Here is a 23442-nt window from a genome sequence, read left to right on the forward strand (position 1 = left end):
CCAGTGCGCCTTCCTCCGCCGCCTTGCCGGACCGGGCGCGGATACGCCGCCCGCTGATCGAACGCCCTATCCTCGGGCGCTCTAAGCGGATGGGAGCCCGCTGCCGGGGTCCCGGCGTGCCACACGGCCACGGCCACGATCGCGAACACCGCTGGCCACTTCACCGCGGTGGCCGCGGTGAGCAGGACCATGGCCGGTATCGGGCGTCCCGCTCGGGCAGCCAGCAGGCCCGCCGCAAGCAGCGCCATCATGATTGCTTCAAGATGGATGGCGCCGAGGAGCTGCAGGATCACGACCGGGCTCCCGGCGGTCGCGAGGGCCAGCGGCCGCTGCCGCGGGTCGGCGGCCCGGGTTACGCATCCCACGATCACAACGGTGCCCGCGAGCGCGACGAGCCGCAGGATGAGGACCGTTCCCAGGACGCTCCCGCCGGACAGCGCATAGGCGGCCTTCAGCAGGGCGAGCGCCAGGGGGCCATAGGGGGCCCGGGACATCCGCCAGACCGGGTCGCTCGCAAGCAGGCTGGGCTGGTGGCCCAGAATGGCCGGGCCGTCCTGGTATGGGTTGAGATCGGCGGTGAGCATGGCTCCGTGCGCTACGTAGCTGTAGACGTCCAGGCTCAGGACTGGCGGGCCCACGGCGACGGGCAGGCACCAGACGGCGATGATGATCCCGGTCTGGCTGAGCGAGACCGACCCCCTGCTGGCCAGCAGGCGCAGCTGCAGCCAGGCGACGACGACGAGCGCAACCCCAACGATCATAAAGGCGGGCAGTGCTGAGGCACGGTCAAGCCGTACCGGGACAAGTAACCCGAACCATTCGGTAGGTAGTTCGACTCCAGCGCGCAGCGCGAGCCGCCCCGCCGTGCCGACCACCAGGCATGTGCCGACAAGCCCGAGCAGGCCGGGCAGGAAGAGGCTGGACAGGAGGAACTTGCTGGGGGCGCTGGAAGCAGACCAGGTGGGCTCGGCCGGCTTCGGGTGGCTGGAGCCTTTGCCGGGGCAGGTGGTCGGGACGTCACCGCCCCGCGGCATGATGCCCGCGAGGGGAGCGCCGGGCCTCGCCGCTGTCATCCGTTCGAGTGCACGGCAGGGCATACGAGACAATCGTAGCTATTTGACATTTTTATATTGATTCCGTCAAAAGTAGGTCAACCCCGAGTTGCCGGCCGGCGATGCTGCCATGTGGTGCTGTTGTCATATGACGTTGTTGTCAACCGATGTTGACGGTGGGTCACATATTATATCATATGATGAACTATTACGTTATTCGCTGCGGCGTGATCGGGGCGGGCCGGGTCGCTGAAGATCTTCGAGGCATGCCCTAGTCTCCGTATGTGTGCCGTGCTACGGGGGTTGACGAACCGGCGTGTTCCGCGGCTGTCGGGACGGCCCGCGTGCTCGTCGCGTCCAACCGTGGGCCGGTGGCGTTCAGCGCGGACGATGACGGGTCCTTGGTCGCGCGTCGTGGCGGTGGTGGGTTGGTCAGCGGTCTGCACGCGGTGGTGGGCGAGGATGCCGCGTCCGGCGGCGGAGATACCGCCGGGGATACCGCCGGTGGCGGCGGGCTGGTGTGGGTGTGCGCGGCGCTGAGCGAAGCCGACCGGCGGGCCACCCGGCTGGCCCCGGACGGCCGGCTCGATCTCGCTGGCCACGACACCGGCGGTACCGCGGTGTGCATGCTCGATGTGGACCGGGTCGTGTTCGAGCGGGCGTACAACGCGGTCGCCAACCGTACGCTCTGGTTCATCCTGCATCTTCTGTACGCCCCGGCCTCCCAGCCGTCCTTCGGGTCGGTGTTCCAGCAGGACTGGCTGGCCTACGAGAGCTACAACACGCTGTTCGCCGAGGCACTGGCGCGTGAGGCGGCGCCTGGCGCGGCCGTACTGATCCAGGACTACCATCTGACCCTCGCGCCCGCGCAGCTGCGTCGGCTGCGGCCAGATCTACGGATCGCCCATTTCAGTCACACCCCGTGGCCGCCACCCGAGTACTTCCGGATGTTGCCGGACAGCGTCGCCAGCGCGGTCGTCGAAGGCCTGCTCGGCGCTGATCATCTTGGTTTTCTGACCGCGGCGTGGGCCGAGGCGTTCTGCCGCTGTGCCCAGGCAACGCTCGGCGCTGACATCGCCGTTGACCGGGCTGCCGAGATCGACCGTGGCGACACCGCGGGCCAGGGCAACACCGCGGGCCAGACCGGTGGGATGACCGATGGCACCGGCCAGCCGCGGCTGCGCTACCGCGGTCGGGCCGTCCGGATCGGTGTCCACCCGCTCGGAGTCGACAGCGCCGCCCTGGTACGGCGCGCCCGCGGGCATGATGTCGCGGCCCGCGCCGCCGAGATGCGGGAACTGACTGCGGGCCGTCGCGTGATCGTGCGGGTGGATCGGACCGAGCTGTCGAAGAACATCGTCCGCGGGCTGGAAGCGTACCGGGAACTGCTGCGTGAACATCCACGCTGGCATGGTCAGGTGATGCACATCGTCTGTGCCTACCCGTCACGTCATGATCTTCCTGAGTACCGCGAGTACACGGCTGCCGTGCAGCGGATCGTGGAGGAGATCGAGGACGAGTTCGCGACCGCTTCGTGGTCGCCGGTCCGGCTCGAGGTCAACGACGACTACCCGCGGTCACTGGCCGCCTTGTCACTCGCTGATGTCCTGGTGGTGAATCCAATCCGGGATGGTATGAACCTGGTCGCGAAGGAAGGCGCGGTGCTGTCGAGGTCCGGAGCCGCGCTGGTGCTCTCCCGCGAGGCGGGAGCCTGCGCGGAGATGGCAGCCGACGCGCTGGTGGTGAATCCCTTCGACGTGGGTGAGACCGCCGCCGCCATCCACACCGCGTTGCTGATGACCGCTGACGAGCGCCGCCGCCGATGCGAGCGGCTCGCCGCCGTCGCCGGCCGGCTTCCCCCGCGCAGGTGGTTTCGCGACCAGCTCGACGCCCTGCTCGCCTGACGGTCGGGAAAGCCCCGCGACCAGGCTCTCAGGAGAGGCGGTCGGCGAGGAGCCGCAGCAGCGCGACCACCCCCTCCGGGCCCGGAACGACGAGATCTGCCTGTTCCCGCAACCGGGCTGGCACCTCCGGGCCGTCACTGCACACGGTCAGCCCCGGGATACCGGTGGCCCGCAGCTCGTCGACCGCGTCGAAGGCTGGCAGATCGCCGAGGTCGTCACCGGCGAACAAGACCGAGCGGGCACCCAGCTCCGTCACCCGGTCGCGTAGCGTGCGGCCTTTGTCGTGGCCGGGCGGACGCAGCTCCAGAACCCGTTTGCCGGGCGCCGCCTCCAGCCCGTGGTCTCTGGCAAGGCTGGTCAGCGCGGGTGTGAGAGCCGCCAGCGAGGCGTCCGGGTCAGAGGTGCGGCGCACATGCACGACGAGCGCGTGCCCCTTGTCCTCTACGACAGTGCCGGCTGGGGCGTCCTCAAGCAGCTGCGGCAGGGCGGCCCTGACAGCCGTGACCCCGGGCAGTGGGTCGGGGCTCGTGATCTGATTGGTAGCGGCGTCCCAGCGTTCCAGCCCGTACTGGCCGAGGATGACCATTGAGTCGAGCCCCGGTTCTTCGCTGAACCGGGCGAGTTCGAGCAGCGCGCTGACCGGCCGTCCGGTGATGATGGCGACCGATCCGACCTGCTGGGCTATCCGTGCCAGCGCGGCCAGAGCACCCGGTACCGGAACAGCGTCCGACGGGCGGGCGACGATCGGCGCGAGAGTGCCGTCGTAGTCCAGCGAGATCAGCGCGTGGCGTGGGTCGGTGAGGAGGGCCGCGAGCCCCGCGCCGCCGGCCAGCGTCCGCGGCGCTGTGGCGATCGGGCCGGAACCGGATGTGGAAGTCATGAGGTCAGGTCCGTCACTTGTTCTCTCAGGGCCTCCGGTCGCGCGCGAAAACCCATGGTCGCGCGGCCTTCAGCCAGCTTGTTCACGCAGGGCCGCCGACGTCGCACACGGCAGGGTGATGATCACACGACCGTTGGCGGGTCAGGGTGCGGTTGGTGAAAAATCCTTGGTTATGACAAGGATGAGTGGGTCATCCGCGATGAAGTTCTTGTTCTTCGGTTTCGCCTGCTTCACGTCCGGGATGAGGTCCAGCACGGTCTGGGCCGCGTCCAGGTGCCCCTCGTCGTAGAACACGGTCGGGATCTCGACGTTGTATGTCGACTGGTAGTTGCCGGTCCGCGTCACCGTGAAGCCGGCGGCCTCCAGCCGTGCTCGGGCGGCCTCCGCCAGCCCCTTCTCCCTGGAGTTGTTCAGGATCACGATCGGGGCGAAGACGTGTTGCGGCGTGCTGGCCGGGGCGGCCGCGGCAGCGGCGACGGGTGGCTGAGATATGACTTTTGGCGATGGTCTAGTGCCCGCCGCGGCTGGCGGCGAGGTTACCGCCCGGGTCATCGCGGTCCCGGCGGCAGATGGCCCGCTCATCACCGGCGGATGCGTGGCGGTGGCCGCTGTCGCCGCCACGCGAGATTTCTCCGCGGTCGGGTCGTTCACCAGGTTGACGACAAGAATGCAGCCGAGTACGGCCAGCACGGCGATGCTGCCGGCCGCGATGGCGTGCAGCCGATCACCGCGACGCAGTCGGGGCGGCCGTGGCGGGCTGGGCGACGCGACAGTGGTATCGGTCATGGCGGATGCTCACATCTCAGCGGGGTCGAGGCGGGCGGTACCGCCGGCGCGCGCCCGTCGGCGTGTCGCTCGCAACCTGCGTAGCCGCTTGACCAACATGGGGTCGGTGACGAGGGCGGCGGGGGAGTCGATCAGAGCGTTCAGTATCTGGTAGTAGCGGGTTGCCGAGATTGCGAACTCGGCGCGGATCGCGGTCTCCTTGGCGCCCGCGTAGCGCCACCAGTGCCGCTCGAATTCCAGGATCCGCCGCTGCCGGTCGCTCAAAGCGGACACCTCATCGCGTTCAGTGTTCGACTGCGCGGTGCGGCTGGAGGCCGGTGAGTCGCCGCAACCCCCAGCCTCGGTGGCTCGCGGGCCGGCGGCCTGTGGCTCAGCTGCCTGCGGCTCGGTGGTCCGCAGTTCGACGGGATGCGGCGGCGGGCCGAAGGTTTCGGCCTCCGTTGCCAGGACGTGGGCGGCTTCCACGGCGATGGCCTCCTCCAGACGGGACGGGATCCGCGAATCACAGGGTTGTGGTTCGCCGCCCACTATTTCAGAGGATGGGTCCGACAACTTCGGCCGAGCCGGCCGACACGCGGGATCAGCCGGCCGACACACGGGATCAGATCACTGATGGCTCGCTGTTGAGCTTGCCGGCGACGCTTCCTACTCTCGGGGAGTGCCCCGTCGCTTCGTCCGTACCACCGAGGACTTCGAGTGCCTTGTCTGCCGGACACCGGTCCGCGGGAACGGCTATACCAACCACTGCCCGTGCTGCCTGTGGTCTCGGCATGTGGATGTCAACCCTGGTGACCGGGCGGCGGGGTGCCACGGCGCGATGCGCCCGGTCGCGGTGGAGACCGGTCCGCATGACATCGTCCTGACTCACCGCTGTGAGACGTGCGGCCACCAACGACGGAACAGGACATCCCCGGCGGACGACATCGATATGATCATCGAGGTGTCGGCGGCGGGCTGGGATGGGGGTGGCGTCCCCATCCCGCCCGGTGCCCGTGAGGAGTCGGAGGGGGGTCTGCGGGGCAGCGCTGTCAGGGGTAGAGACCGCGGGTCCGGTGCGCGTCGGCGACCCGGGCGACCCCGATGATGTGCGCGGCGGTGCGCAGACTCACGTCACGTTCCGTCGCTAGCCGCGAAACCTCCCCATACGCGCGGTTCATAATGTCGCGCAGCCGGTCGCTGACCTCGTCCTCGGTCCAGAAGTAAGCCTGAATGTCCTGGACCCACTCGAAGTAGGAGACAGCGACGCCACCGCCGTTGGCGAGGATGTCCGGGACGACCACGATCGCGTTGCCCTCGAGGATCGGATCAGCGTCCGCGGATATCGGGCCGTTCGCGCCCTCTATGATTATCCGTGCCTTGACCCGGTCGGCGTTCGCGGCGGTGATGACTCCTTCCAGCGCCGCGGGCACTAACAGATCGACGTCCAGCTCGAGCAGCTCGGCATTGGTGATCGTGTCGGTTCCGGGGTATCCGACGACCGTGTCCGCGCCGCGCTGGACGCGGCGGACGAGCGCGGCTGGATTGAGCCCCTGCGGGTTGTACACACCCCCCTTGACATCGGACACCGCGACGACCCGGCAGCCGGCGTCGTGGAGGTACTGCGCCGCAAGCGCGCCGACCTTACCGAACCCCTGGACCGCGACAGTAACGTCGTACGGGTCGAGGCCGTGTTCGGCCAGCGCGGCGAAAGCCGCCAGCTGGACGCCACGGCTCGTCGCGCCGGCCCGCCCGGCTGATCCGCCGATCGACAACGGCTTACCGGTGACGACTCCGGGCGCGGTGTAGCCGGTGTGCGTCGAGTAGGTATCCATGATCCATGCCATGGTCTGCTCGTCGGTGCCCACGTCCGGCGCGGGGATGTCCTTCTCCGGCCCGATGAGCGGGACGAGCTCGGCCGCATAGCGGCGGGTCATGCGCTCCCGCTCGGCCAGGGACAGCAGCTTCGGGTCGACGGCGATGCCGCCCTTGGCACCGCCGTAGGGGATACCCATCAACGCGCACTTCCACGTCATCCACATGGCCAGGGCCTTGACCTCGTCAAGGTCGGTGGACGGATGGAAGCGGATCCCCCCCTTGGCCGGTCCGCGGGCCAGGTTGTGCTGGACCCGGTAGCCGGTAAGGACAAGCAACTGGCCATCGTCACGCATCAGGGGGACGCTGACTGTGATCGAGCGGCGCGGAGTCCGGAGCAGATCGTGCAGGCCGTCATCGAGGCCGAGGTGGTGGGCGGCGTTCTCCAACTGGATCTGTGCCGTGTCCCACGCGGACGGAGACCCGAGCATTCAGACACCTCCTTGTGTCGTGCGCGGTCCCCGCTGACCGCGCCGAGCGCCGGACCGGCAAGCCTCCGGGGCTGCGAGGCCACCGTTGCGCGTTCACCGGTGGCCAGGCGTCAGGCCCTGGATTGTAGATCCCGGCCCTCGTGACCTGTGGCAGTTGTCAGTCTGATCGCCAGGGCGATCCATGCGGCGGTCGTGGGCCGCGGTCCCTCCGGGTGTACATCGCGTTAGGTTACGCAGAGTACTCGGCTGCTGGACAATGTGTCGCAGCAAGGTTGACCAAGGCCTCTCCGAGGTACGACGGAAATCCTACCGGTGCCGATAAAGCGGCTGGAAAGTGGTCGCTTATACAAACATGGTTGCAATTTGTTGCTGATCGGAAGCTCCCGGGTGGTGCTGGGGTTCGGGCCAGGGGTCCCCGTGCGACGCCGGAGGCGTTGCACGGGGGAGGCGGTCTACCGTCCTGATCGTGCGGACGGTAGATATCCGCCCCGCAAGGGCGACACCGCGACGGTCTGGTCGGCGGTCGGGGAACGGGTCTGCGGACCATCGCCCAGGCTGCGTGGACCGCGCCCGCGGGCGGCTGGAATCGGCGCTGCGACTGTGCCGGGCCGCGTGGCTCGAGCCGTGGACGGCCCGGCAGATCTGGCTGTTCTGGCTGGTCAGCCGGCTACTTCTGATTACCTTGGCCATCGCGGTGAAGGTGCTGGGTGCGCAGCATGGTGTGTTCGGCGATGTTCGGCTCTATGACCGGTGGGGCGGTGATCTCGTCGGTGGCCGGGGCCTGCCGGTCACCGACGAACGTTGGCAGTACCCTCCCGCCGCGGCCGTCGTGCTGGCCATCCCGTCCGCGCTGGAGGCGGTGACCAGGTTCCCGTACGGCGTCGGCTTCTTCGCGATGGTTCTCGCGTCGGACGCAGCGATCACCGCCATCGTTGCCCGCCGTTCGGTGTCGGCGGCCCGGTTCTGGCTGACCGGGATCTGCGCGCTCGGCCCGGTCGCGATGGCGCGCTTCGACATGGTGCCGGCGCTGCTGACCGTTGCGGCTGTCGCGGCACTGAGTGGGCCGAGCGGAGGTGGTCGGGGACACTGGGGCAGGGCTGGCCTGGCGGTGGGTCTCGGCACCGCGGTCAAGGTGTGGCCGGTGCTGCTGTTGCTCGCGCTGGGCGCGCCGGGTTCGGGCAGACGCCTGGCCCGGTTGTCGCCCCATCCTGCCCTGTTGCGTTTGGTGGCTGGGATGGCGGGAGCGGCCGCGCTGGTCACGGGGGTGCTGTTCGCCGCCGGCTGGTGGCGGGACGCCTTCGGTTTCCTGGACGCGCAGAAGGCCCGCGGCTTGCAGGTCGAGGCTGTCGCCGCGACTCCGTTCGTCCTCGCGCACATGGTCGGGTTGCATGCCGGGCCGGCGTATGCCTGGGGGGCATTGCAGTTCGGATCCGACGCGGCGCAACTGGTGGCAACGGCCTGTTCCCTTGTGGAGGTTGTGGTCGTGCTGGCCGCGGTCGCGCGCTGGTGGCTGCCTCGGCCGTCCCGCGACCGCGAAGAATGTCGGATGGCGATCGACCCTGCGGATCGCATGCTGGCGCTCCTGCTGGTCGTGCTCGTGACAAGCCGGGTGCTCAGCCCGCAGTATCTGGTGTGGGTCCTGGCCGTCGCCGCCTGCCGCCCGCTGTTGTCCGACCAGGCCGTATCAGCCGTATCAGCGGGGCACCGTGTGGTTGACCCGCGTCGCCGGGTCACCGTCGGTCTGTTGGCCACGTGCCTGTTCTCGTTCGTGGTCTACCCGGTCCGCTATGAGGACGTCATCCAGGGCAGGGTTGTCGCGAGCCTGCTGCTGGTCGCTCGCAACGGTCTGCTTCTCATCGTCTGCTGGTACGCCGTCCGCGCCGCTTGGCCGCTGCCGTGGCGAGGGGCACGAGGATCATGGCGGTGGACGCGGCCAGCACCGTGTGTCCGGGCGGACGTGCCCGGTCCAGCAGGGTCCAGGTCGGAGCCAGCGAGGCGAGCGATGTCAGACAGAGGGTCACCGATATGAAGATCATAATTCGGCGCGGTGTGTGTGCGCTGGTTATGGCGATCATGACTGCCAGGGCTGGGATGGCCAGTGCCAGATACCAGGGATAGAGAACAGGGCTGCCCAGGGCCACGGCGATGCCGCCGACGCCGACGATGGCGATATCGTCCGGGGCTCGTCCGGCAGGCCCGTCCGTTGACGGGTTGAGCCAGGCTCGCCCCAGCAGCCATGCGACGACAGCGGCGGCCGTGAGCAACGACAGCATGCGGCAGCCGGCGAGAGCCGCGTCGGCATGGCCGCCGAGACCCAGCAGCCGCAGCGCTGGGGAGATCAGGTGGGCGAGCAGCGTGGCCGGGGCGATGCCGGTCCGCAGTGTGCCGGAGGTGGCCAGCGCCGCGATCCAGGTCGGGCCGAAGCCGGCCATGACCATGCTGGCCGCGGCCGTGGCCGTGGCCACCGCGAGGTCCAGGAGCGCGCCCGCCGCCGCGGCGGCGCTGCCCGTGGCGCGCCGCGGCGCACCGGTCCTGGCGGCTGCGTCGGAGCCGGCCATGATCTGTTCACGAAGGTGGACGAGGAGCAGCACAACGAGACCGAGGAAGGCGGTCGCCTTGACCGTACCGGCCAGGCAGGCAAGGGCGACAGCGCCGGCCCGGCTCATGGTCGGACCGATCGCGAATCCAGGTGCCCGGTCCCGTTGCCGTTGGATTTCCCAGCGGCGCCGGTGGCGGTCGAGCACGAGCGCCGTGACTGTCAGCGCGCCGGCCAACGCGTCCAGGTGCGCTCCACCGATCAGATGGATGACGGTGACCGGGTTGCAGGCGAGCAGGGCGAGTACCAGCCCGGTCCGCTGGTTGCGGGTCCGCCGGGGCAGCAGGCGGGGTGTCAGCGTCACCAGCACCACCACCGAGATCACGGCGACGAGGCGCAGCAGGAGCACAGCGCCGATCGGACCGGTGCCGAACAGTGCCGCACCGAGCGCCGCGGCCGTCTTCTCGACGAACACGGCTGTTCCCCCGTAGGGGGCATGGGTTTCGCGCCAGCGTGGATCCACGGCGGCCACGAAGGCGTCCAGGTGGGGGCCGAACGCGCGCAGCGCCGAGATGCCGTGTGTCGCCGGGTCCAGCCCGTGGCGGGCAAGCTCGCCCTGACCGGCATAGGCGTAGACGTCCCGGCTGAACAGCGGCGGGCCGAGAGCGAACGGCAGGCTCCAGGCGAACGAGGCGACAGCCAGGCGGGATGGCGCGAGGACCGCGCGGGTGGTCGCACGGATCAGGATGCACCAGGACAAACACAGCATGATTACACCGAGGGCCGCGATCGGGGCCAGCCAGCCCCGGGTGACGTCAGGCGGCGCGCTGGATGGGAGGATTCCCCACCAGGACGATGGATTGAGCGTGTCCGGGTTACGCGGACCGAGCCGGGCTTCGGCGAGGACGGTGGTAACCGCCGCGACAGTGCCCATCAGCGTCGGGCATACGGTGGGTGCATGAAACGGGCCGATACGCGAACGAAACCGCCGATTGGGTCTTCGTTGCCCCCAGCCGATGGCGCCGCCGGGGGTCCGGACCGGCGCTGACCGGGTAGTTCCGGTCAGCGGGTTCCCAGACGTTGGACAGTGGGAGGTGTCGGGTGGGTCTGCTCGGCACCATCCTGCGCGGACGCGGGTCGCACGGGCGTCGGTCCTGGGAAGGCCGGTCGCGGGACGGGCATCGTGAGGATCATCCCGCCGGGTACCCCGACGAGCGTTGTGAAACCGTGTCACGTGAAACCGCGGTACACGGAACCGCGGTATGCCGAATCGTGACAGAGCGGTCGCTGACGGGGGAAACCGGACCACCGGTGACGCGCTCCTTCCCAACGGTTTCTCTCCCGTTCCGGCGGGCGGGGGCCTCCCGGGCGAGGGCCTCCGCGGTCGGGTCCCGCTCCGTCGGGCTGGTTGGCGAGGGACCTCGGCATCGGGCGGTCCGGGGGGTTCTCGCCGCCGCATCGGCCATCGTCGAGGTGCTCCGGCGTCGACCATGGCTGATCACTATGGTGCTGTGCGGGCTGTCGTTGGCGCTTGGGCTCACCGGCCCGGACACCCCCGCTCAGGAATACCGAGTGTGGCTGTTCAAGCACGGTGGCGCCACCCTGTGGGACGATCAGTGGTACGGCGGGCATACCGTACCCGGCTACAGCGTGCTCTTCCCTCCGCTGGGTGCGCTGTTCGGGGTGCAGGTGCTGGGCTGCCTGGCCGGTGTGGCGTCCACGATGATCGCGACGCGGCTGCTGCGCGGGCCCGGCCGTGCGCACGGTCACGACCTGGCCCTGGTCTGGTTCGCGGTCGCCACAGTGGCGAACCTCGTCGTCGGGCGGATGCCGTTCGCCCTCGGGATGGCCTTCGGCGCGCTCGCGCTGCTCGGCGTGCGTGAGCGCCGGATGACGGTCGCGTGGGTGGGCGCGATCGGCTCGTCGCTCGCCTCACCGCTCGCCGGTGGGTTCGTGCTGCTGGCTGGGCTGGCCCTGGTCGGCACGCTCGACCGGCGTCGAGTGCTGCCGCTGGCCGGGGCGGCGAGCGGCATCCTCGTCGCTCTGCTGTTTCCCGAACACGGTGTGCAGCCGTTTCCGGCGCTGACGTTCCTGTCGCTGCTTGCGCTGATCGCGGCCGGGTTGGTCGTCGTCCCGAAGAAGGAGGTGGCGATCCGGCGTGGCCTGGGGCTGTGGGCTGTTTCCGCGGCTGTCTTCTTTTTCGTCCCGACACAGATCGGCGGGAACATCGCCCGGCCCGCGACCCTGCTCGCGGGCCCGGTCGCGGCGATGCTGCTGGCCCGCCGGCCACGGGTACTGCTTGTTGTCGCGATACCGTTGATCGGTTGGCAGATCGGCCCGGTGCACGGTGCGCTGGCTACCTACGGGGACGCTTCCGGCCAGGGCAGCTACTACTCCGGCCTGCTCGACTATCTTGACCATGGTCCGGTGGCGGCGGGCCGGGTGGAGGTCCCGTTCACCCGTGCGCATTGGGAGGCCTCGTTCGTCGCGCCGCACGTCCCGTTGGCCCGCGGCTGGGAACGCCAGCTCGACATGAAGTACAACTCGCTGTTCTACGACGGCACCCTCGCCCCCGACACCTACCACCAGTGGCTGCTCGAGCGCGGCGTCCGGTTCGTGGCACTGCCGGATGTGGAACTGGATGCCTCCGCCGTCGAGGAGGCGAAGCTGCTCGCGGCCGGGCAGCCCTACCTGGAGCTCGCGTGGTCGGACGCGCACTGGAAGGTCTGGCTGGTCGCCGATGCGCCCGGCCTCGTGCGGGGGCCGGCGAGCCTGACCGAGCTCGGGGTCAGCTCACTCGCGGTGGACTTCTCCGCACCCGGGATGGCGACCGTCCTCGTCCACTTCACGCCGTACTGGCAACTGGATGACGGCCACGAGGCCTGCGTGTTCCAGGCCGCGGACGGCTGGACGGGCATCCTCACCGACTCGCCTGGGCCGGTGCGGCTGTCCGCCCGCCTGACCGTCAGCGGCCTGACCAGGGCCAGCGCCCTGGACTGCCCCGCCGACCCCCGCGTCCACTGAGTACCGGTCAGCGCCGGACGCTCGTCGGGGGTCGGGTCAGGTCTGGACCAGCCGGATTCCGTCGCCGGACTTGAGGAATCCGCGCCCGCGGGTCGGCCGGCTTGCGCCGTAGTCGAAGGTCTCGTTGGTGACCCGGTCGGGTGCGGACACGTCTGGCGCGAGGGCGAATCTCGGCCAGCCGGGTCGCTCTCTTGCGATCTTGTAAGTGGTCGTCTCGTACTCGGCGGACAGGAGTCGGTCAAGCCGGTCCGCAACCACGATCCGTAGCTGTGGGAACTTCTCCGTGAGTAGCACGTTCAGCGACTTACCGATGTCGCTGATGTCGTCGACGAGTAACAGAGCGGGGCGTTGCTCGCCACGTATGGTCTCCACCAAATGGCGCGCGGATAGCTCATCGTCGGCGACCCCGTCAAGGAACGAGCAGGTCCGCAGCGGTGACGACGCTGTGGGCGCGACGGCGTACACAGCGGCTGTGTCCGTCCAGCGCCGGCGGGTCAGCTCCGCGATCCGGCTCAGGAGCGTGCTCTTACCGCTGCGGGCAGGTCCGTAGACGAGCAGCGCCTCTCCCTCCGCCAGTTCGATCGAGACGGGTTCGAGCAGCCCCTGCGGCGACACAGCGAGCCCCAGGAGCAACCGCCACGGTGACATGTCCGGGCCTGGTCCACTGAGCAGGGCGGCACCGTCGATCTTCTCGGGCAGCGTCGGGATGCTCGGCGGTCCCGCCGACCATGGAGCAATCCATCCGTTTCCGCCAGCCAGGCGCTGTACCGCCTTCTCGGTGCCGTCGGCGGGCATGGCCACCTGTACCTCGAGCCCGGCGTCGCCGGTGGCGGCGCCGACGGTCCAGACGCCGCGGCCCGGTGTCGGCTTGGGTGCGACCCGCCGGCGCAGCCCCATCTCCACGTAGGTGTTCAGGTCGGCGAGCTGAAGCAGGAGGCGTTGGGACACCTTCGAAGTGATCTCGTTGGGCACCCGGCCACCGAGGACGGAGGCTGCGGTGTGGATGCCGGCCGCGGGGCCGCGGGCGAAGACGGCGAGGAAGTCCTCCGCGAGCCGTCGGCTCGCGCGGCTGCGTGTCTGCTGCTCGTAATGGGTGAGGAAGGCCCCGAGGTCGTCGACGAGAAGCAGTATCCGGGCCGGCGGGGCGCCGTCCGGTGTCCGTCCGGCCGCCTCACCGCCACGGGACCGCGCATCCATCGTGCTCCGCAGGTAAGCGAGCAGGTTGGCGTGGCGTTCCGGGTCGTCCGCGGCAAGCACGTTGCCCGCGCAGTGGGGCAGGTCGGCCAGCGGGTGTAGGTGCCCACCGCCGAAGTCGAGGGCGAACAGGTGGAACTCGTGCGGACCGAGCGCGCTGGCCTGCGCCAGGGCGAGCGAGGTGAGTGTGGTAGACGTCCCACTACCCATCACCCCATATACCAGGAGGTTGCCACGGGCGGTGTCCCAGGAGACCGGTGGCTGCTTGGCGTTCTCGGTACCCTCCGGGTCGTCGCCACGGGCGAAGACGACCGCGCAGGGGCCTGGAGCCGGGCCGTGCGCCACCGTCTCGGCGAGGTCGTCGAACGTCAACATCGTGGGCAGCGGGTCCGGCCAGACCTTTCGGATGGCCGGCCGCCGGCCCCCGTCGCGGTCCTGGTCGGCGAGGATGATCCCGGCGATCAGCGCTGACAGTTCTGTCGGTTCTGTCGCCGGGTGAGTGGCCGCCTCCGGGGATGCGGCCGGGGATACCGCCACCTCGGCCGGTGCGTGGTCGAAGTCCGCCCACCACCGTGGGCTCCGAAAGGCGTCAAGATCCGGTAACCACTGCAAGTCCTCGACCTCCTGCGTCCCGGCCAGGCGGAACCGCGCGAGGTCGAGGCTCTCCTCCCGGGTCGGGTCGATCGGCCCGGTCACCAGGCCGGCCTGGAACGGTCGAACCACGCCAGCTCCGAGCCGGGCGAGGGCACGGCCGGGGTGGCGGAACAGCGCGGCGTCCGGGACGTCGATGAGGCGGACGGAGTCCTCCTCATCCTCGACCCGCAGGGTGATCCGTAGCCGGGTGTTGCGCTTGATCTCGTCATAGTTGCGGATGGACGTCGGGCTCTGCGTGGCGAACAGCAGGTGCACGCCGAGCGAGCGGCCTCGCTTCGTGACGTCGATGATGCTCCCGAGCAGATCGGGAAGTTCGTCCGCGAGGATCTGGAATTCGTCGATGATGACGACGAGTCGCGGCAGCGGCACCTTCAGCTGTTCGATTTTCTGGACGTCATGCCGCAGGAGCAGCTCCTCTCGGTGGGTGAGCTCTGCCTTGAGGTAGCGCAACGCACGTTCGGCCTCGCTGAGGTCGGTCTCGCCGACCAGGCCGACGCAGTGTGGCAGCGCCTCCAGTTCCTGCAGCGACGTCTTGCCCTTGAAGTCGAACAGCCCGAACACCACATGGTCGGGGTCATAGCGCAGCGCGAGTGCCGCGACGATGGTCAGCAACAGTTCACTCTTGCCGGAGTTGGTCGTCCCGCCGATGAGGCCGTGCGGGCCGTGGCGGACGATGTCGAGCGCGAACGGGCCGGTCTCGTCCATGCCGATCGTCGCGGGAAGCTCGGTGCGGTCGGTGTTGGCCGCCCATCCTCGGCGGATCTTCGCGGCGAGCGCGTCGACCGGCGAGCTGAGGTCCACCTCGGCAGCTGCCAGTGCGGACAGCCGGACCAGCTCGGGTAGCGGGGGTTGGCGGAGCTCGACCAGCGGGTCGTCCAACCGGGCCAGTCCCCGGGCACAGTCGGCCGCGGCTCCCGCATCGACCCGCGTGAGCAGGACCCGGACCGATTCGCCGGTGTCGACGTCGGTCTGCCTCCCGGTGACACCGGCCGGGTCGACATCGATGAGCGTGGTGGTGAGGTCCGGCGGGGGCCCGCCGACGACGAGGGCCGCGGCCGACGTACCGACCGCCCGCCGCAACGGGCGGCTGGACCCGGGGCGCAGCCCGGCGCCGTCGACGATCACCAGCGTCCGACGGGCCTCGTCGGGGTCCGTCCGGTCAGTGCGCTTCCCGCCGGCGCGGCGGCCGGCCGGGATGGTGTCGATCAGGGTTTCGACAGCCTCGTCCAGATCGGCCGGGCCGTCGATCATCCGCACCGCGATCTCGCCGGTCGCCTCGTCGCGCAGGTGCGGGAGCCACTTCGCCCAGTCCCAGTCATCGATGCTCGAGCGGTCCACGAGCAGTGCCAGCCGGACGTGCGCGGGGCCCTGTGCGGTGACTACCTGGCATACCAGTGCCCGGACGGTGTCGAGGACGTACGCGCGCGAGCCGGTGACGGTGACTACCGCACCCCGGTTGAGCCCGACGGTCAGCGGGACGGAGTCGATGGTCGAGGTCCGGGCGAGGATGTCGCCCACATCGTCGGGCGGCGCTCCAGCGCGGTCGAGCTGCGGGCGCCACCACGACCGGCCGACCGCGGCGAAAGTGGCGAGGAAGTCGTCATCGGTGGGGTGGCGCGTCCACAGCTTCGCGGCCGCCCGGGCCGGCCATTCGCAGCAGTCCGGTGGCGACGGCGTCAGCGCCCAACGGCGGTGGAACTCGTCCTGACCGGCCGCACCGAGCGCCCGCTCGAATGCGGCCAGCGCATTCCTGCGGTCGGTTCCCTGCGCCCGCTGTTGCCTCCCGCGTCTGATCCGGCTTTCCACGAAGGTGCCCAGGGCGATGAAGACGGTGAGCAGCGAGATGAGCGCATAGCTGACGTTCCTGGTCGTCGCGTAGATCCCCCCGGCGAACAACAGAGGGGCGAACAGCATGGCGAAGTTGAACGGCGAGGTGTATGCGGAGTCCCGCGGATTCTCCGGCACCCGTAGGGGCGCCGATGCCGGCGGGGGAGCGTCCCGGTGCCGGCGGTGGAATGTCACCCGTGTCCGCCCGTCGGCGGGTGGGAGATCCGCCGTGCCGCGGGCGGCCGAGGAATGCTGGATGAGTTGTGACACCGCGTATGGGGTGGCGAAGACCGCTCCGGGGCCCACCTCGATCGTGCTGGTGGCACCGCGCGCCGCCGGGCCAGCCGGTTTCCGCCCTCGGCTGCGCCGGGGCTGGCGCAGACCAGCCGCCGGTGTGGGCGAACCGGTCGGGACGTCGGTGCGTACCGCGCCGCCGACCGACAGGGTCACGTCCGGCAGTACGGTGACGCGTACGCCGTCTGGGGAGACTGAGAGCAGGGCGATCGCGTCTGCGTCGGCGCGGGCGGTCGGCACTAGGCCGTCGATTGGATCCGCCCGCAACGCGTGGTCGCCGAACGGCAGCCGGCCGCGCACGCCCGCCCCAACGCCGGCGACGCCAGCGAGATCCCAACCACCTCGGGGTCGTTCCGGCAGCCGGGTGCGCTCCGTCTCCTCCCTGGTCGCCGGGGCGATCAGGGAGCCGTCGAACACCGGGGTCCGCCCGAGCCGCCGTTCGGGTTCGATGGGGATGCTGTCGATGACCAGGCCGTGGCGGTCGGCCGGGCCGAACAGCCTTTCGGCCAGCTCACCCGCGGTCGCAGCCGATCCGAATGTCACCTCCAGGTCGACCGCCCTGCCGGCCCGCACCACCCGAACCCGAACGTTCACGTTTATTCACTCCCGCTGCGAGAAACTCCGGCCGCTCGCCGCCGGGCCGGCCATTCCACTATTCGACGTCCTCGAAGTCACGACCCTCGCAGAGCACGTTGATCGCCTCTTCGCCGGATGGCGCCACCCGGAAGAGCAGATCGTCGACTCCAGCGAAGACTTCCCCCTTTTCGGTCATCAGGAGCGTCAGGTACCCGGATCTGGCCTCGCCGATCGGGCACATTGCCTCGCCGATCTTCTCTTCCCAGAAGTGCACGTTCTCCGAAAAAACGTCGGTCGCCGCGCGGGCCGCGTCGAAGTGACAGTTCTCCACCGCTGTCGGGACTCGTTGGTGGACGTAGGTGAGTTCCAGGTCGCCGAACCGTTGGAGGAAATCGAGCGCCGCTTTGTTCGTACGATGACCTTCAGCCCGGAACTGCTGCCGGAACGGTTCCGTGTTAACGTCGCGGTCCTCCCGCCAGCCAGCCTCGCGGAGGCGGTCCAGGGTTTTCGATGAGAAGAGGCCGCTGGTCACGGCAATATCTCCTTTGCTCCCTGCAGCGATATCTGACAGTTTGGGCAGGCCGGCATGGACGCTCCGGTGCTGACTCGTGCCGCCGCATATTGTATGTCCTCCATCCGGGCGCCATCACTAAGCGCGTCGTTGACCGCCTTGAATTCCGCACAGTTCTGGGGCTGCCACTCCTTGAGCGACGGATTAGGCATCTGCCGTTGCAGCACGGGGTCGAATTCCGTGGGCCACGGCTTACCGCTGTTATTGAAGTAGACCTGCCCGGTCCTGGTGTCCACGGCCACGCCCGCCATGGTCGGCCTTCGGCCGGTAGCGGCAGATCTGATGTCGTCCGCGTGGGTGCGCGCCAGCCCTGGAACGTCCGGAGCGCCGTCCTGCACGATACCGTTGGCGTCCGCTGTGAATCGCGCCTTACCGGCGGCCGCAAACGCGTCATCGGCTTGGCTATGCAAACGCGCCGGGCGTATCTTGCCGGGGCTGCCACCGAGAAGCCCGCCAGTGACGGCGCTGGCAACGACGGAGCCTGTATTGAGGCTGCCTGGGTGGTTCAGCTGCTGCCCGATGACGTCCTCGGCAGCGCCCCTGACGGCTGCAGAGCCGGCCTCGGCGGCGAGCGGGCCGAAACGAGCCAGCGCGGGGCCGGTCGCTTTGCCGATGAGGCCGCCCAGCGGTCCGCCGATCCCACCCATCACGCCGCCGATCGCGACCTGTCGGGGGTCGAAGTTCCCGGTCGCCAGCCCGATCCCGCCGGACACCGCGGCGCCGATGAGGATGCCGGCGCCGACCGCCTGCCCGCCCGGGACGAACATGAGCCCGACGCCGACCGCGACGACCCCGACCGCGGCAAGCGTCCCCCATGGATCCTCCTTGACGGCATCCCACGCCCGACCGAAGCTTCCCTTGCGTTCCTGATCCTGATGGGCCTGGAACTCGGCGTCGGTGAGCGGGCGTTGGCCGGTCGGATCCAGAAAGCCCACCGGGTCGTTCCAGGCGTAGTGGTAGGGGTTGCCCGCGCAGGGCATGCCCGGAACGTGGGGGAGCGGGTCCGGTGACAGGAAGGACCGGGTCGCAGGGTCGAGCACCCTGTCCCGCTGCCAGACCAGATCGCCGACCATCAACTCGCCCCGGAACCCGGGGAAGGCGGCCGGGGATGCGGTCGCGCCGTCCAGCGCAACGCCCCACGGGTCGAAGGTGCCCAGGGAGCCCTGGCCGTCGGTCTCCCACCAGCCAGTGCCCTGCGCCGTCGCCGCGTTCAACCCGGTTCGTTCTCCTGGTCCGGCGTTCGCCCCGCCCAGGGATACCGCCGCGATCGCCGCGCCGATCCAGCTGAACGCGGTTTCGTCCACGGCCCGCGCCTGGCCGGGCCAGGACAGCGGATCCCACCGGATCGGCGCGTCGTCGACCTGTATCGGATCGCCGCCGCCGTCACAGATCAACCGGTGATCCGTCCGCAGACCCAAACGGTCGGTGCGGACGACCGATTCCAGCCGGCCGATCCGATCCCAGCTGTAGGTCGTGGCTGTGCCGTCGTCTGCGTCTTGGCCCGTCCGGCGGCCCGCCGCGTCATAGCGGAACCGGCTCGAGGTCCCGTCCGGTCGGCGCAGGTCGGTGAGCTGGCCGGCGGCGTCGTACCGGCAGGCCGTCACGCCGGCCGGGCCACGCTCGGCAATCCGGCGACCGGCCGCGTCCCAGCTGATCTCCTGCGTTCCCCACGGACCTTCGGCGCGGATCAGTTGACCGGCCGCGTCATAGCCGTATCGCAGCTCGGCCGGGCCACCCGCAGCCGGGCCACGCACGGCGCGGACGACCCGGCCGGCGGCATCGTGTTCCCGGCTCTCCCCGGCGGTCCACAGCTCCCCGTCGGGGTGGCGGGGCACGGCGCGTACGCCGAGTTCCGGATGGCTGACCGAGACCAGCAGGCCGTCGTCGTCGTAACCGAACCGGAACGGCTCCGCGCCGCCCGATCCCGTGGCCACGCACCGGCCGTCATCGTCGTAGTCCCACGTCAGGGTGCCAGCGGGTGTCGTCCGGGAAACCAGCTGGCCCGCCTGGTCGTAGGTGAGGGCCACGTCCCGGCCGTCCTCGTGTGCCGCGACGAGCCGGCCAGCCTGGTCGTAGGAGTACCCCACCCGCGGGGAGCCGTCGCCGAGCGCCCCGATGCCGGTGACCTGGCCGCACGCATCACGCCACCACCGCTGGCCCGTTCCGTCTGCATAGCGCCGGCCGACGACCCGGCCCGCGGGGTCGCGCGCGAGCGATGTCGTGCGCGCCAGCGGGTCGGTGTGGGCGGTGAGCCGCCCCACCTCGTCGTAGCGCTGGCTCCATCGCCCGCCGAGAGGGTCCGTCCACCCAGCGAGCCGGCCTCGGGAGTCGTGGCGGTAGTGGGTGGTGGCGCCGAGCGGATCCACGGCGTGGACCAGCGCGCCGCGGGCGTCATAGCTGAAGGTACGGGTCGCCCCGTCCGCGCCGGTGACCCGTGCAGGCAGCCCGAGCGGGTTGTACTCGAAGTGGACGCGCCGGCCGGCCGGGTCGGTGGTCGTCTCCACCTCGCCGGCCGGGTTGTAGGTCATCCGGGTGACCCGCTCCGAGGGCGAGGTCACCGATGTCACCCGGCCGCAGCCGTCCAGGCCGAGGCGCACCCGGCGACCGGACGGGTGCTGAATCTCGACCAGTCGGCCAGCCCGGTCGTAGCCGTACGAGGTCGTGCGACTGCCCGGCGATGTGACCGAGCTCAGCCGGCCGGCGGGCGTCCAGACGATGGCGGTACGCCTACCCGCCGGGTCGATGACCCCGACGACACGGTGCCGTGCGTCGTGCTCGTACCGGGTTGCCCTGCCCGCGGGGTCCGTCTCGGCGATCACATTGCCGACTTGATCGTAGTCCCGGCGCCAGCTGCGTCCGTCCGGCGCGGTCGCTAGGACGACGCGTCCGGCGGCGTCGTGGCGTCGATTCCAGCTGTTGCCCTGGCTGTCGGTCTCGGCGACGAGCCGTCCCTCAGCGTCGAAGTCCGCAAGCGTGGTGGCGCCGGCCGGATCCGTTGTGATGACCGGGCGGGACAGCGCGTCATAGCCGAAGCGGTACTTCTGGCCGTCCGGCGCCACCACCAGGGTCGTGTTGCCGAACTGGTCGTAGTCGAACGCGACCCGCGAGCCGAGCGGGTCCCCGACGTCGGCGAGGCGTCCGTGCACACCATAGGTCGAGCGCCAGATCCCGCCGGCCGGGTCCGTGTGGCGGCTGACCCGGCCGGCGGCGGTGTAGGTGAACTGGCGGGTCCGGCCGGCCGGGGCGTGCTCGACGACGACGTTCCCGGTCGCGTCGGTCTCCCATCGGGTTTCCACACCGCCGGCGTCGACGATCGCGACCAGTGTCCCGGCGGCGTCGTAGCGCAGCTCGGTGCGTACCCCTTCGGCACCGCGGACGCCGGTGAGCTGGCCATCGCCGTCCCAGCGCAGATGTGTCGACACACCGTCCGGGTCGACGATGCAGTTCGGGAGATCCTCGGCGCTGACCGTGATTCGGGTGACCGCCCCGACGGGGTCGATGATTTCGACGGGCGTCCGCTGCGTGCCCGCGTAGGACCAGCGGGTGACCGCACCGCCCGAATCGGTGTGGCTGACTAGCCGGCGCAGCTCGTCCCATTCCCGCTGTTCGGTGACGTCGCCCGGCCCGCTCCGCTGGGCCAGGTTGCCGTCGGCATCGTGGGACATCCGCCACTGCCCGCCCGACCTCGTCCGTACGCCGGTCAGTCTGCCGGCGGCGTCGAACGACCGCCGCAGCGTCGCGGACCGGCCGTCGGTGACCGCGACGAGCCGGCCGGCCGCGTCATGCTGGTAGAGGTTGGCCGCGCCGCCCGCCTCATCGGTGACAACGGTGAGGCGGCCTTCCTCATAGGAGTAGGTCGTGCTCCGGCCGTCCGGGGAGAGCTGGCGCAGGACCCGGCCGGCGGGGTCGTAGGTGTTACGGGCCTCGACGACCCCGTCTGCGTCGGTGACGGCCAGCACCAGACCGGATGACACCTCGTAGTGCCGCGGCCCGCGCGGGGTACCCACCGCACCGACCAGATCACCTTCATCGTCGTAGGCGTAACGTACCTCGCGGCCGTCCGAGGACGTCACCGCGGCGATCCGGCCGCGGTCGTCGGCGCCCACCGTGTCGTCCCACCGGACGGTCACCGACCGGCCCGAGCCCGGGTGGGTGAGCCTGGTCAGCCGTGGACCGGCCCAGCTCAGCCGGGCCTCGGTGCCGTCCGCTTCGACGTGGACCGGCCTGCCGGCACTGTCGTACCACCAGGTCTCCCCACCGCGTGCGCTGCCGCCGTGCCGCTCGAGACGGAATCCGTCGGTGGTGGCCGTAAGAACCGCGTCGAGCAGTGGCATCGCCGTGGCCGCGCCGGGTGCGGGACGTGGCAGCGTCGACTCGGCTCCGTCCAGCCCGCACCACCGCAGCACGTCGGTGGACACCACCAGTGCGGTGTCCGCCCAGGAACTCCAGCCGCGGCCGTGCGCGCCTTCGGAGCCACGCGAGCGGGAGTTGTACGTCCGCCGCCAGCCGATCAGGCCGGCGCGTGCGGGCAACGGCAGGTCCAGTTCGGACTCGACGAAGTTCCCGTTCGCCGTACACACCGGGTCGTCGGCCCATCCGCTGTCCGCCGGCCTGCCCCGGACCTCTGGCGCATCGATCGTGATGACGGTCTTCGGCAGGTCACCGACACCGCGTTTGCGCAGCTCCGAGGCGATGGCGTTGTCGTCGACGACAACCGCGCCGTTACTGGTGAGCGATCCCGTGTCCGCGTCGAGGAATGCCTGCCGCACGCCTGCGACAAAGATCTCCCGGTCGTGGGCCTGGCTGAGATGAGTGTCGAAGGCACGCCACAGGCCGTGTTCGGGCAAGGGATAATCGCGGAGTCCCGGGGTGACCTGGTGATAGGTCGCCCGTACCCCGGCGGTCGTCGCGGCAAGGTCGTCGCGGGCCGTTGCGGCCTGGTCGACGAACGCTTTCAGGTCCTCCGGGTCAGCCGCGCTGGTCGCCATCCCTCGTTGTTCCCTTCGGCTGTGGTCCTGGCTGGTGTTGCTGCAACTGTCTCTGCCGCTGCCGTACGCTCGGCTGACGTGTCTGCGGCTCTCGGGGGTTCGTCGTGGGAATTCATGCGGGACAGCATGTCGTCTTCGACTTTGACGGAGCGCTGGAGCTGGCCCGGCAGCTGTGGCGGCTGGCCGACGACACCGAACGGCAAGAGGGCGTCCGGGTGACCGCCGCCCGCACCGCCCTCGCGGATTGGCAGGGCGGTTACGCCGTCGACTTTGCCGAAAGCATGAACGCTGAGACCACAAGCGCTTCGACCGTGGCCGCGCACCTGCGCAATGACGCCCGCATCCTCGCCCAGCAGTGGGTGCGGGCCATGGATGAAGAGGGCCGGGTGCGGCATGCGGAGCATGTCGAGCGTCTCAAGGCGCAACGTAGCCTGTGGGAGCATGTCGAGGACTTTTTCATCGGCGATGACCACGACTACGGCAACCTGCCCGCCACGCCCCTCGAGCCGCAGCCGCCGTTGTTCGATCCGACCGCGGTCCTGCCGCATTATCAGTAACTTTCAGTTGCCGCCAGCTGTCATGATATCGATATTAATCTTCGAGATCTGCTGACGGAGCTGCTCAAGTTCGGTGAGCGCCTTGTCGAGCGCGGCTTTTGTGTCAGGCCACACGCTGGAGCGGAACTGGATGGCGAGCTGGCCGTCCCAGTTGTTTGGGTCGCTCAGGAGCTGACCTTCCTTCGCGAGGTTCCCGATCTCCTGCTGGAGCCCGCTATTGATAATCGTCTGCATGCGAGTGACCGCGTCGCGTGCCGCGTCGGATGACACAACCCTTGCCATGAAGATTCCCCCTGCGTGCGCTGTGGGGCTCGGTG

14 protein-coding genes and 1 pseudogene are annotated in these 23442 nt (G+C 69.8%); 5 read left to right on the top strand and 10 right to left on the bottom strand.

The genetic code is table 11. From position 1 onward, the window contains the following. A partial coding sequence (gene mptB, locus MJ797_RS11720; RefSeq protein ID WP_239334364.1) for a polyprenol phosphomannose-dependent alpha 1,6 mannosyltransferase MptB occupies positions 1 to 1097 on the bottom strand: 1097 nt, incomplete at its 3' end. Positions 1098 to 1396: 299 nt separating this feature from the next. Here mptB (MJ797_RS11720) and MJ797_RS11725 point away from each other — a divergent pair. Continuing rightward, entirely contained in the window at positions 1397 to 2956 is a 1560-nt protein-coding gene (locus MJ797_RS11725; protein WP_239334365.1) for a trehalose-6-phosphate synthase, read from the top strand. Between the two features lie 28 nt (positions 2957 to 2984). Here MJ797_RS11725 and otsB read toward each other — a convergent pair whose 3' ends face one another. The 3 genes from otsB to MJ797_RS11740 all read right to left on the bottom strand — a co-directional run bounded on the left by otsB (position 2985) and on the right by MJ797_RS11740 (position 5087). Continuing rightward, on the bottom strand, positions 2985 to 3836 hold the full coding sequence (gene otsB, locus MJ797_RS11730; protein ID WP_239334366.1) for a trehalose-phosphatase: 852 nt from the start codon (positions 3834 to 3836) through the stop codon (positions 2985 to 2987). Positions 3837 to 3977: 141 nt separating this feature from the next. Continuing rightward, complete coding sequence (locus tag MJ797_RS11735; protein WP_239334367.1) at positions 3978 to 4622, bottom strand: LytR C-terminal domain-containing protein; 645 nt, start codon at positions 4620 to 4622, stop codon at positions 3978 to 3980. 9 nt (positions 4623 to 4631) lie between these two features. Next, positions 4632 to 5087 (bottom strand): DUF3263 domain-containing protein, encoded by a 456-nt coding sequence (locus tag MJ797_RS11740; protein WP_239334368.1) that lies wholly within the window; start codon positions 5085 to 5087, stop codon positions 4632 to 4634. Between the two features lie 193 nt (positions 5088 to 5280). Between MJ797_RS11740 and MJ797_RS11745 the strand changes: the two genes are divergently transcribed. Then, on the top strand, positions 5281 to 5706 hold the full coding sequence (locus tag MJ797_RS11745; protein WP_239334369.1) for an RNHCP domain-containing protein: 426 nt from the start codon (positions 5281 to 5283) through the stop codon (positions 5704 to 5706). On the opposite strand, the gene MJ797_RS11750 is transcribed toward MJ797_RS11745, so the two are convergent. After that, entirely contained in the window at positions 5651 to 6904 is a 1254-nt protein-coding gene (locus MJ797_RS11750) for a Glu/Leu/Phe/Val dehydrogenase (RefSeq protein ID WP_239334370.1), read from the bottom strand. The genes MJ797_RS11745 and MJ797_RS11750 overlap by 56 nt on opposite strands. An 859-nt stretch (positions 6905 to 7763) precedes the next feature. Here MJ797_RS11750 and MJ797_RS11755 point away from each other — a divergent pair. Continuing rightward, positions 7764 to 8375: pseudogene (locus tag MJ797_RS11755) on the top strand (hypothetical protein); the annotation flags it as partial. 382 nt (positions 8376 to 8757) lie between these two features. Here the strand turns inward: MJ797_RS11755 and mptB (MJ797_RS11760) are convergent. Beyond that, entirely contained in the window at positions 8758 to 10374 is a 1617-nt protein-coding gene (gene mptB / locus MJ797_RS11760; RefSeq protein WP_239334371.1) for a polyprenol phosphomannose-dependent alpha 1,6 mannosyltransferase MptB, read from the bottom strand. Between the two features lie 569 nt (positions 10375 to 10943). Between mptB (MJ797_RS11760) and MJ797_RS11765 the strand changes: the two genes are divergently transcribed. Next, positions 10944 to 12464: a hypothetical protein gene (locus tag MJ797_RS11765; protein ID WP_374582030.1), complete on the top strand. Its 1521-nt coding sequence runs from the start codon at positions 10944 to 10946 to the stop codon at positions 12462 to 12464. A gap of 36 nt (positions 12465 to 12500) precedes the next feature. On the opposite strand, the gene MJ797_RS11770 is transcribed toward MJ797_RS11765, so the two are convergent. Genes MJ797_RS11770 through MJ797_RS11780 form a run of 3 tightly spaced genes read right to left on the bottom strand, consistent with a single transcriptional unit; the run spans position 12501 to position 22568 of the window. Next, on the bottom strand, positions 12501 to 17027 hold the full coding sequence (locus tag MJ797_RS11770) for an ATP-binding protein (protein ID WP_239334372.1): 4527 nt from the start codon (positions 17025 to 17027) through the stop codon (positions 12501 to 12503). 58 nt (positions 17028 to 17085) lie between these two features. Continuing rightward, positions 17086 to 17541, bottom strand: a complete 456-nt coding sequence (locus MJ797_RS11775; RefSeq protein ID WP_239334373.1) for an SUKH-3 domain-containing protein — start codon at positions 17539 to 17541, stop codon at positions 17086 to 17088. Next, positions 17538 to 22568: a DUF6531 domain-containing protein gene (locus MJ797_RS11780; RefSeq protein ID WP_239334374.1), complete on the bottom strand. Its 5031-nt coding sequence runs from the start codon at positions 22566 to 22568 to the stop codon at positions 17538 to 17540. The genes MJ797_RS11775 and MJ797_RS11780 overlap by 4 nt, the downstream gene beginning before the upstream one ends. Before the next feature lie 104 nt (positions 22569 to 22672). On the opposite strand from MJ797_RS11780, the gene MJ797_RS11785 reads away from it, so the two are divergent. Then, positions 22673 to 23125: a hypothetical protein gene (locus tag MJ797_RS11785; protein ID WP_239334375.1), complete on the top strand. Its 453-nt coding sequence runs from the start codon at positions 22673 to 22675 to the stop codon at positions 23123 to 23125. 3 nt (positions 23126 to 23128) lie between these two features. Here MJ797_RS11785 and MJ797_RS11790 read toward each other — a convergent pair whose 3' ends face one another. Then, entirely contained in the window at positions 23129 to 23407 is a 279-nt protein-coding gene (locus MJ797_RS11790; protein WP_239334376.1) for a hypothetical protein, read from the bottom strand. Positions 23408 to 23442 lie beyond the last annotated feature (35 nt).

The organism is Protofrankia sp. CiP3 (genome assembly GCF_917627345.1).
GTDB lineage: Bacteria > Actinomycetota > Actinomycetes > Frankiales > Frankiaceae > Protofrankia.